This window comes from Eisenbergiella porci (assembly GCF_009696275.1).
Classification (GTDB): domain Bacteria; phylum Bacillota; class Clostridia; order Lachnospirales; family Lachnospiraceae; genus Eisenbergiella; species Eisenbergiella porci.
On record NZ_VUMI01000095.1, the window covers coordinates 1 to 9,133 of the forward strand.

Consider the following 9,133-nt stretch of genomic DNA (forward strand, 5'->3'; position numbering starts at 1 on the left):
GTTCAGCCCTTGTCACGATAAATTTTCTCCTTTGCGAAAAACTTTTTTTTATTTTATCATGCATCGGCTAAATCTTCAGTGCTTATCAGTAATTTTTGTGCGAGAAATTTTCGCCTTTCAGAGCTGGTAGGTATGATATCAATATAATAAAGCGTGGGTAATGTAGTCGCCTATGAGCTTCGCGCCCTCCGTATTGGGGTGGACGCCATCACCTGTATATTGTCCCAGGGTATCGTAGGTGATACCGCAGTTATGGACGTCAATAACCGGATAATTATAGGCGGAAGCGATTGTGGCGATCTCCGCATTAAAATCGGCTATGGTATTGCCTTTTTCATTTGTGGCAGGAAATCCCTGGGGATTATCGTCCACGTCTCCCGCATTGGTTTCCAGGAGGGTGCAGAAATAAATCTGGGCATTGGGGAAGGAAGCGGCAAGCTTCTGTATCATCAGTTCGTAAGCATCACAGAAATTCGTAACCTCGCCTTCCTGCTGTGCCTCTGGCGCGGTAAAGCTTCCCAACTCCACACTTCTCAAAAAATCATTGGTTCCCATGAAAACAATGAGAACATCCGGCGCGGGGCCATCGTCGCCGGGGGTCAGATCATTAATCCGTTTAAAGCTGCAGCCGGGAGCGCTTCCTGTGGTATCGTTGGAATCTCCCGATATGGTGGTGTTGGAGGAGGAGGCATTCGCATTCAGCTCCATGCCGGTTGCGGTAAGCACCTGAAACCACCAGGTATTCTCAACCGTTGTAATTTCTCCGTGCCCGGGATAAAAAATATTATAATCCGTAGGAATATATCCGTCAAAAGTGGAGATACTGTCCCCAAGAATGGACAGCTTCAATCCGGTGAGATCACGGGCCTGCTGTTGCGCAGGGGGCGTTTCTTCGGGAGCCGGAGCGGTTTCGGCCTGAGAAACCGTATTGTCCGGAATACTGTTTTCTTCCGATGAATAATCTGTTTGAATTTCTTCAGAGGAAGCCTCTTCCCCGGAATTCCTGCTGCAGCCTGTAAAGCTGAAGCATAAAACTGCCGTAACCAGAAGAATACAGGTTAATTTCGATTTTTTCATAAGAACTCCTAACTGTGTAATTGATATAAGTGTATGATAAATATTATAACATGATTCATGACGTTTCGGCAGAAAAATATTTTCCGGGTATTCTCTGCTGCGTGAAAGTGATACCGTAAAAAAGAATGCTATTGGATATATTTGTCGGTAAGAGTGGTATAATAATAAATGTAAGGCACTTTCACCTGAACATTATGCACAAAATATAAACTGTAAAACTGTTAAAATAACACGAAATTACCTGATTGCACTTGACATCAATTGTTAAGTTTGATATGCTCAATTCAGATGAGGGACAAAAGCTGAATATTGATTGGATTGTTACTGTAAGGCAGGCAAAACCAGATTTTATAAGTTAGTCATAGTGTGTATTCCGTGTGGAGTGCAAACGGAGTGGTTAATTTATAAGATTTGGTTTTTTTTATTAAAGGCCATTTAAGCCCGTTTACAGGCAGGACAGCGGATGACAAGCCACAAGCCAGCATTAAATCCAGAATCCCCAAAGCAGAGGGCAGGTATGATAATCGGGAAAATAATTAATAATAACGTCATATCCTCCTGGGACCAGGATGGCAGTGAGATTATAATTATGGGCCGTGGCCTTGGTTTTCAGAAAAAGACCGGTCAGGAAGTGGCTGAGGACGGCATTGAGAAAATATTCAGGCTGGAGAGCAAGGACGTGCGGGAACGCTTTAAGGACTTGCTTGCAAGCATGCCGTTAGAATATATTCAGGTTTCTGCGGATATCATTTCCTATGCTAGGAAGAATTTGAATACCAAGCTGAGCCAGAATGTTTATCTGACGCTTACAGACCATATTGGTTTTGCAATTGAAAGGTTTAAGGACGGCATGGATTTTTCCAATGCGCTTTACCGGGAGATTAAAAGATTCTACCCGCAGGAATTTGAAATCGGGATGCATGCGCTTCTGCTGATTGAGGAACGGACGGGAATCAGGCTCCCGGATGACGAAGCAGCTTCCATTGCGATTCATCTGGTGGATGCTGAGTTTGATATCAAGGTCAGGGACACATGGGCCATGACAAACATGATTCAGAGCATGATGGAGCTTCTGGAGAATAATCTGAAGCTGCCGCCCGAGGATTCCCTGTACCGTGACAGACTGGCGTCCAATCTTAAATTTCTGGCACACCGGATGCTGCTCCTGCCGCCGGCGGAAGGCCGTGAGGATATCGTGTTCAGCAATTTTGTAAAGAATCATTGCGCAGGGGATTATGCCCTGGCGGAAAAAGTAAAAAAACATGTGAAAGAGCAGTATGGCTGCGATATGACTGAGGAAGAGCAGATTTATCTGGCCCTTCAGCTGAAACAGGCCGGCGGCTTTACCGATACAATACAGACAAAAGGAAAACAGGAATCATAAAAGAAGGGAAGGAATAGAAAAATGGGATTATTTGATGCTTTTAAGAAAAAAGGAATTATGCTCGGAGCGCCGATGGCCGGAGAATGTGTGCCGTTAAAAAATGTAAATGACCCCACCTTCAGTGAAGAAATTCTCGGTAAGGGAATTGCCATTGTCCCGGCGGAAGGAAAGGTTTACGCGCCTGCCGACGGTGAAATCAGCACGGTATTCCCTACAGGGCATGCGCTGGGGCTTACCACGGAGGATGGGATTGAGCTGCTGATTCATATCGGACTGGATACGGTCCAGCTGAACGGACAGCATTTCACCATTAAAACCGAAGCCGGCAAAAAGGTGAAAAAGGGAGACCTGCTGGTAGAGGCTGACCTGGAAAAGATTAAAGAGGCCGGATACGATGTTATTACTCCCATGATTGTCTGCAACACCACGGATTTTGCTTCTGTAGAGGGAAAGACCGGCATAGCCGTAAAGCCGGGGGATGACTGTCTGGAAATTAAAAAATAACTGAATTTTATCTGGGAGGAATCGTAATGATTAAATGTTCCGGTAAGAGCGTATTAAAGGGAATTGCCATTGGCAGAATATATCTGTATAAAAAACAGGAATATGTCCTGAAGCAGGAAACCATTGAAAATCCCGAAGCGGAAATCGAAAGAATGGAGAAGGCGAAGGAAACTGCAACCGAACAGCTGGAGGCGCTTTATCAGAAGGCCCTGAAGGAAGCGGGAGAAGAGCAGGCCATGATTTTCGATGTGCACAAGATGATGCTGGATGACGCCGATTATCTGGATTCCATCCGCGGCCTGATTCGGGATGAAAAAATGAATGCGGAATTTGCCGTGAATCTCACAGGTGAAAATTTTGCTGGTATTTTTGCAAGCATGGATGATGAATATATGAAAGCGCGTTCTGCGGATGTGCTGGATATTTCCAAGAGACTTATCCGCATCCTGGCGGGCGTGGGAGAAGAAGGCATCGCTTCCGAGGAACCGGTGGTTCTGCTGGCGGATGATTTATCCCCCAGTGAGACAGTGCAGATGGATAAGAGCAAAATCCTTGCCATTGTAACCAAACACGGCTCCACCAACTCCCATACGGCTATTCTGGCCAGGTCCATGAATATTCCGGCGCTGGTACAGACGGATGTGGCCCTGCTGGAAGAATACAGCGGAGCAAAGGCAGTGGTAGACGGCTTCAGCGGAACCTTCATCATCAATCCGGAAGAAGATGTGCTGGAAAAATCAGTACAGAAGAAGATGGAATATGAAAAGGAGCGTACCGCACTTCAGGAATTAAAGGGAAAAGACAACGTAACCACCGACGGACGCAGAATCAATCTGTATGCCAATATAGGAAATGTATCCGATGTGGATAAGGTGCTGGATTCGGATGCGGGTGGAATCGGACTTTTCAGAAGTGAATTCATTTATCTGGGAAGAGAAGATTACCCCACTGAGGAAGAACAGTTCGTTATATATAAGGAAGTTCTTTCCAGAATGCAGGGCAAAAAGGTAATCATCAGAACGCTGGATATCGGCGCTGATAAACAGGTAGACTATTTTAAGCTGCCCCACGAGGAAAATCCGGCTATGGGCTACCGGGCCATCCGGATCTGCCTTGACAGGCCGGAGGTATTCAAAACACAGCTGCGTGCTATATACAGGGCATCTGCCTTCGGAACCGCGGCAATCATGTTCCCCATGATTATTTCTGTAAAGGAAATCAGGAAAATCAAGGAAATCGTGGAAGAGGTTAAAACAGAGCTTACCAAAGAAGGCATCAGCTTTAACCGTGTGGAGCTGGGAATCATGGTGGAAACGCCTGCCGCCGCCGTAATCAGCGATGAGCTGGCAAAGGAAGTGGAATTTTTCAGTATCGGCACCAATGACCTTACCCAGTATACGCTTGCCATAGACAGGCAGAATCAGAATCTTGACAATTTTTACGATTCCCATCACGAAGCCATCCTGCGTCTGATTAAGATGACCGTGGAAAATGGCCATAAGGAAGGAATCTGGGTAGGCATCTGCGGAGAGCTTGCCAGCGATACAACGCTTACCAGGACCTTTGTGGATATGGGAGTGGATGAATTGTCCGTATCCCCCACCTATGTGCTCAGTGTCAGAAAGGCCGTCAGGGATATCTGAGAGGCAATGTATTAAATGGTATCTGCCCGGCCTGCCCTGAGCGGGCCGCGGTAAGAATAGATATGAAAAACAGAAGGGAGACAGCAACATGAAAGAATTCGAGTATACAATCACAGACGAACTGGGAATCCATGCCAGACCGGCAGGACTTCTTGTGAAGAAGGCCGCGGAGTTTGCCAGTACGGTATCCGTTGATAACGGAACCAAAAAAGGAGACGCAAAGAAAATAATGTCTCTGATGATGATGGCCGTTAAGCAGGGCCAGACCGTGAAATTTACCATAGAAGGTCCGGATGAAGATGCGGCGGCGCAGGCACTTCAAGCATTTATGAAGGAAAATCTGTAACTGAAGCTGTATTCCAAAGGAAAGAGAATTCCTTTTGAATAAAATATGCTCCGTAGCTAGGGCGGAGCAAAAAAAAGAAGGGGGCATTTTTAATTATGATGAAGTATTTGCAGAAACTGGGTAAATCCCTGATGCTGCCGGTTGCTTGTCTGCCGGTATGCGGTATCCTGATGGGCGTTGGATACATCCTTGCACCTGCGGCTATGGCCGGTGAAGTAGCCGGTTTTACGGCAGGAGGCTTCGCTTATACACTTGGTCTGTTCATGATCAAGGCAGGCGGCGCTCTGATCGACAATATGGCATGGCTGTTTGCAATTGGTGTTGCAATCGGTATGTCTGACGACAATGACGGCACAGCAGCCCTGGCTGGTCTGGTCGCCATGTTACTGTTCCAGAACCTGCTCAGTTCCGGCGTTGTTTCCGCACTGACCGGTAAAGAAGCTGCTGCTGCGTTCGGCAAAATCAATAACCAGTTTATCGGTATCCTGGCCGGTATCATTGGTGCGGTTTGCTACAATAAATTCAAAAATACCAAGCTTCCCGATGCGCTGTCATTCTTCAGCGGCAAACGTGCCGTTGCTATTGTAACAGCACTGGTATCCCTGGTATTCACAGGTATCCTGTTCTTCGTATGGCCTGTTCTTTACGGAGCACTGGTTGCAGTAGGCGAAGCTATTTCCGGACTCGGCCCGATCGGCGTAGGTATCTACACCTTCCTGAACCGTCTGTTAATCCCTGTAGGTCTGCACCATGCACTGAACTCCGTATTCTGGTTCGACGTTGCGGGAATCAACGACCTTGGAAACTTCTGGGGAAATACAGGTACCTTTGGACAGACTGGTATGTACATGACAGGTTTCTTCCCGTTCATGATGCTCGGTCTTCCCGCTGCCTGCCTCGCTATGTACCATACAGCAAAAGACAACAAGAAGAAGATGGTATTCGGTCTGCTCGCATCTGCAGCATTCTGTTCCTTCTTCACAGGTGTTACAGAGCCTATCGAATTCTCCTTTATGTTCCTGGCTCCCGGCCTGTATTTAGTTCATGCTCTGCTGGCTGGTATTACAGCAGCAATTACCGTTGCACTGCCCGTAAGACTGGGCTTCTCTTTCTCCGGCGGCGCCATCGATGCTGTTCTCAGCTCCTTCCTGCCTCTTGCTGAGAATCCCTGGTTAATCATTCCGATCGCAGTTGTGGTTGGTATCATTTACTATGTGGTATTCAGATTCGTTATCACAAAATTCAATCTGAAGACTCCCGGCCGTGAAGATGATGATCTGGAAGCTGAGAAGAAAGTAACCCTCGCCAACGATGACTTCACAACGGTTGCCAAGATCGTTCTGGAAGGACTCGGCGGAAAAGAAAACGTGAAATCTCTGGATAACTGTATTACAAGACTCCGTCTTGAAATTAAAGATTATACCAAGGTTGACGATAAGAAGATCAAATCTGCAGGTGTTGCAGGCGTTATCAGGCCCAGCAAGACATCTGTTCAGGTTATTGTCGGCACCAAAGTCCAGTTCGTTGCAGATGAAATGAAGAAGCTGCTGTAAGGAACACGCGGACGTTACAAGAAATTCCCACCTAGCACAGTCGGAAGCTCCGCAAAAGGAGCTTCCGAATTTGGTTATAAAGATTTTTCAGACAAATATGGTTAAAAAAAGACCAGATTGTACATAGAACAAGCTGGTGTACGGCTGTATAATAGATTATAATAAAAGTGTACATACTAAAACCAAGAAAAGGAGCAATAATTATGAAGATTATCAAAGCTAAAGATTATAAGGATATGAGCAGAAAAGCCGCCAACATTATTTCCGCACAGGTTATTATGAAACCCAACTGTGTGCTGGGACTGGCAACCGGTTCCACCCCCATCGGCACCTACCAGCAGCTGGTGGAATGGTATAACAAGGGCGATCTGGATTTTTCAGAAGTAACCTCCGTGAATCTGGATGAGTACAAGGGACTTACCAGAGATAACGACCAGAGCTATTATTACTTCATGAATGAGAACCTTTTCAAACATGTGAATATCAATAAGGAAAGAACCCACCTGCCCGACGGCACACAGTCCGATGCTGCAAAAGCCTGCGCAGACTATAACAATGTTATCGCTTCTGTAGGCGGCATTGACCTGCAGCTGCTGGGACTGGGCCACAACGGCCATATCGGCTTCAACGAGCCTTCAGACAGCTTCGAACTGGAAACACACTGCGTTGACCTTACAGAATCCACCATCAAAGCAAACCAGCGTTTCTTCGCTTCCTACGATGACGTGCCCAAACAGGCATACACCATGGGCATCAAAACCATCATGCTGGCAAAGAAAGTACTGGTAGTGGTTAGCGGAGAAGACAAAGCCGATATCGTTAAAAAAGCCTTCTTCGGCCCTGTAACCCCTCAGGTTCCCGCTTCCATACTCCAGCTCCACAGCGACGCCATCGTAGTTGCAGACGAAGCAGCACTCTCAAAAATCTGAGTACCTGAATTTTACTCCGCAAAACAAGGAGGAAAATTCCTCTGCTCGCAGAGAGCTCGCATTTTGCTCCGCAAAACAAGGAGGAATATATGATAATACAAAGTAAACGGGTATGGATTGCCGGACAGTTTCTTGCCATGCAGATAGAAATGCAGAACGGCAAAATTACGGACATCCTCCCCTATGGAACCAAAGCAGCGGACATAGATTACGGTGACAAACGCATTGTCCCCGGATTTATTGACGTACACACCCACGGAGCCTACGGCTTTGACACCAACGATGCAGAACCCGAAGGCCTGCGTGACTGGATGAAACGCATACCGGAAGAAGGCGTAACCGCCATCCTTCCCACCACCGTAACCCAGATGCCCGACGTACTCACCGCCGCCCTGAAAAACGTGGCAGCAGTAGTGAGCGAAGGCTACGAAGGAGCCGAAATCCTGGGCGTCCACTTTGAAGGTCCCTATCTGGACATGGAATACAAAGGAGCGCAACCGCCGGAAGCCATTGCAAAAGCCACGGTAGAACAATTCAAAATGTACCAGGAGGCCGCACAGGGACTGATTAAATACATCACCATGGCTCCTGAACACGACGAAAACTTTGCCCTCACCAGATACTGTAGAGAAACAGGCGTGGTAGTCAGCATGGGACACTCCTCCGCCACCTACGAACAAGCCATGCTGGGCATAGCCAACGGCGCAACCAGCATGACCCACGTATACAACGGCATGACACCCTACCACCACAGAAAACCCGGCCTTGTAGGCACCGCCCTCAGAGTCCGCGACATCTACGGCGAAATAATCTGTGACGGCTGCCATTCCCACCTGGCCGCCCTCAACAACTTCTTCCAGGCCAAAGGAAGAGACTACAGCATCATGATAAGCGATTCACTACGCGCAAAACACTGCCCGCCCGGGGGCAACTACCAGCTGGGCGGCCATGACATCGAAATCGGCGAAGACGGCCTGGCAAGACTCAAAGGCACCGACACCATAGCAGGAAGCACCCTCAACATGAACAAAGGCCTCAAGATCCTGGTTGAACAAGCCATGGTTCCCTTTGACGCCGCCCTCAACTCCTGCACCATCAACCCCGCCAGATGCCTCGGCGCAGACAACCGCAAAGGCAAAATAGTAACCGGCTACGACGCAGACCTTGTCATCCTCGAAGACAACTACGACGTAACCCAAACCTACTGCAAAGGAACCCCGATGCTATAGTCATTACAATTACCCTTATTATACCTGTACCATAAAAACACAGGTACAATAATCACAAGAAACAATAAATAAGAAATTGCAAATCGGTTACAAGTAACAAACACCAAATACAATGAAATACCATATATAAAATAGCCCAAATAAAAAACAACGCCTTTCAACACAGACGTTGTTTTTTACTACCCTTTTGCGTTAGTTCATAAATAAAATTACCCTTTATCAGCTATCTGCCCTCCTCCTACGCCTACCATAATCCCCAGGTCTGCCGGTGTTTTCCTGCGGCTGTCCGTGGCTCCTGGTCCTGGGAGGGAAGGTGGGGGCTGCTTGAGAGGACGGGGTGTGGGGCGGGCAGGGTTTCTGTAAGGGTCGTATAAAAACGCCGGTCCTTACGACGCGTCCTTTGCGTCGTTAGTACCGCTGCATTTTTAACCGAGCGAAAGCGTGCCCTTACAGAAACCCTGCCCGCCC

The 9,133-nt window shown here is 47.5% G+C and carries 8 protein-coding genes; 7 read left to right on the forward strand and 1 reads right to left on the reverse strand.

Going from position 1 to position 9,133, the window contains the following annotated elements; translation table 11 throughout:
• Nucleotides 1-138: 138 nt before the first annotated feature.
• Entirely contained in the window at nt 139-1,077 is a 939-nt protein-coding gene (locus FYJ45_RS28240; protein ID WP_154468295.1) for an SGNH/GDSL hydrolase family protein, read from the reverse strand.
• Nucleotides 1,078-1,594: 517 nt separating this feature from the next.
• Here FYJ45_RS28240 and FYJ45_RS28245 point away from each other — a divergent pair.
• The 7 genes from FYJ45_RS28245 (at nt 1,595) to nagA (ending at nt 8,665) form a co-directional block, all read left to right on the forward strand.
• On the forward strand, nt 1,595-2,461 hold the full coding sequence (locus FYJ45_RS28245) for a PRD domain-containing protein (RefSeq protein ID WP_025490211.1): 867 nt from the start codon (nt 1,595-1,597) through the stop codon (nt 2,459-2,461).
• A 21-nt stretch (nt 2,462-2,482) separates the two neighbouring features.
• Nucleotides 2,483-2,965, forward strand: a complete 483-nt coding sequence (locus tag FYJ45_RS28250; protein ID WP_021638869.1) for a PTS sugar transporter subunit IIA — start codon at nt 2,483-2,485, stop codon at nt 2,963-2,965.
• 26 nt (nt 2,966-2,991) lie between these two features.
• The gene (gene ptsP / locus FYJ45_RS28255) at nt 2,992-4,608 is read left to right on the forward strand and encodes a phosphoenolpyruvate--protein phosphotransferase (RefSeq protein WP_154468297.1); all 1,617 of its coding nucleotides are present in this window, start codon (nt 2,992-2,994) and stop codon (nt 4,606-4,608) included.
• An 88-nt stretch (nt 4,609-4,696) separates the two neighbouring features.
• Nucleotides 4,697-4,954 carry an HPr family phosphocarrier protein gene (locus tag FYJ45_RS28260; protein ID WP_154468298.1) on the forward strand — a complete coding sequence of 86 codons (258 nt, stop codon included), beginning with the start codon at nt 4,697-4,699 and terminating at the stop codon, nt 4,952-4,954.
• Nucleotides 4,955-5,049: 95 nt separating this feature from the next.
• On the forward strand, nt 5,050-6,507 hold the full coding sequence (gene nagE, locus FYJ45_RS28265) for an N-acetylglucosamine-specific PTS transporter subunit IIBC (RefSeq protein ID WP_154468299.1): 1,458 nt from the start codon (nt 5,050-5,052) through the stop codon (nt 6,505-6,507).
• Nucleotides 6,508-6,710: 203 nt separating this feature from the next.
• The gene (nagB, locus tag FYJ45_RS28270) at nt 6,711-7,436 is read left to right on the forward strand and encodes a glucosamine-6-phosphate deaminase (protein ID WP_154468300.1); all 726 of its coding nucleotides are present in this window, start codon (nt 6,711-6,713) and stop codon (nt 7,434-7,436) included.
• An 89-nt stretch (nt 7,437-7,525) separates the two neighbouring features.
• Nucleotides 7,526-8,665 (forward strand): N-acetylglucosamine-6-phosphate deacetylase, encoded by a 1,140-nt coding sequence (nagA, locus tag FYJ45_RS28275; RefSeq protein WP_025490209.1) that lies wholly within the window; start codon nt 7,526-7,528, stop codon nt 8,663-8,665.
• Nucleotides 8,666-9,133: the final 468 nt, after the last annotated feature.

What these genes read in the sequence shown, in the direction of transcription:
- nagE (WP_154468299.1), top strand. Translation starts at nt 5,050, where the DNA reads ATGATGAAGTATTTGCAGAAACTGGGTAAATCCCTGATGCTGCCGGTT.
- nagB (WP_154468300.1), top strand. Translation starts at nt 6,711, where the DNA reads ATGAAGATTATCAAAGCTAAAGATTATAAGGATATGAGCAGAAAAGCC.
- FYJ45_RS28240 (WP_154468295.1), bottom strand. Translation starts at nt 1,077, where the DNA reads ATGAAAAAATCGAAATTAACCTGTATTCTTCTGGTTACGGCAGTTTTA.
- FYJ45_RS28245 (WP_025490211.1), top strand. Translation starts at nt 1,595, where the DNA reads ATGATAATCGGGAAAATAATTAATAATAACGTCATATCCTCCTGGGAC.
- FYJ45_RS28260 (WP_154468298.1), top strand. Translation starts at nt 4,697, where the DNA reads ATGAAAGAATTCGAGTATACAATCACAGACGAACTGGGAATCCATGCC.
- ptsP (WP_154468297.1), top strand. Translation starts at nt 2,992, where the DNA reads ATGATTAAATGTTCCGGTAAGAGCGTATTAAAGGGAATTGCCATTGGC.
- nagA (WP_025490209.1), top strand. Translation starts at nt 7,526, where the DNA reads ATGATAATACAAAGTAAACGGGTATGGATTGCCGGACAGTTTCTTGCC.
- FYJ45_RS28250 (WP_021638869.1), top strand. Translation starts at nt 2,483, where the DNA reads ATGGGATTATTTGATGCTTTTAAGAAAAAAGGAATTATGCTCGGAGCG.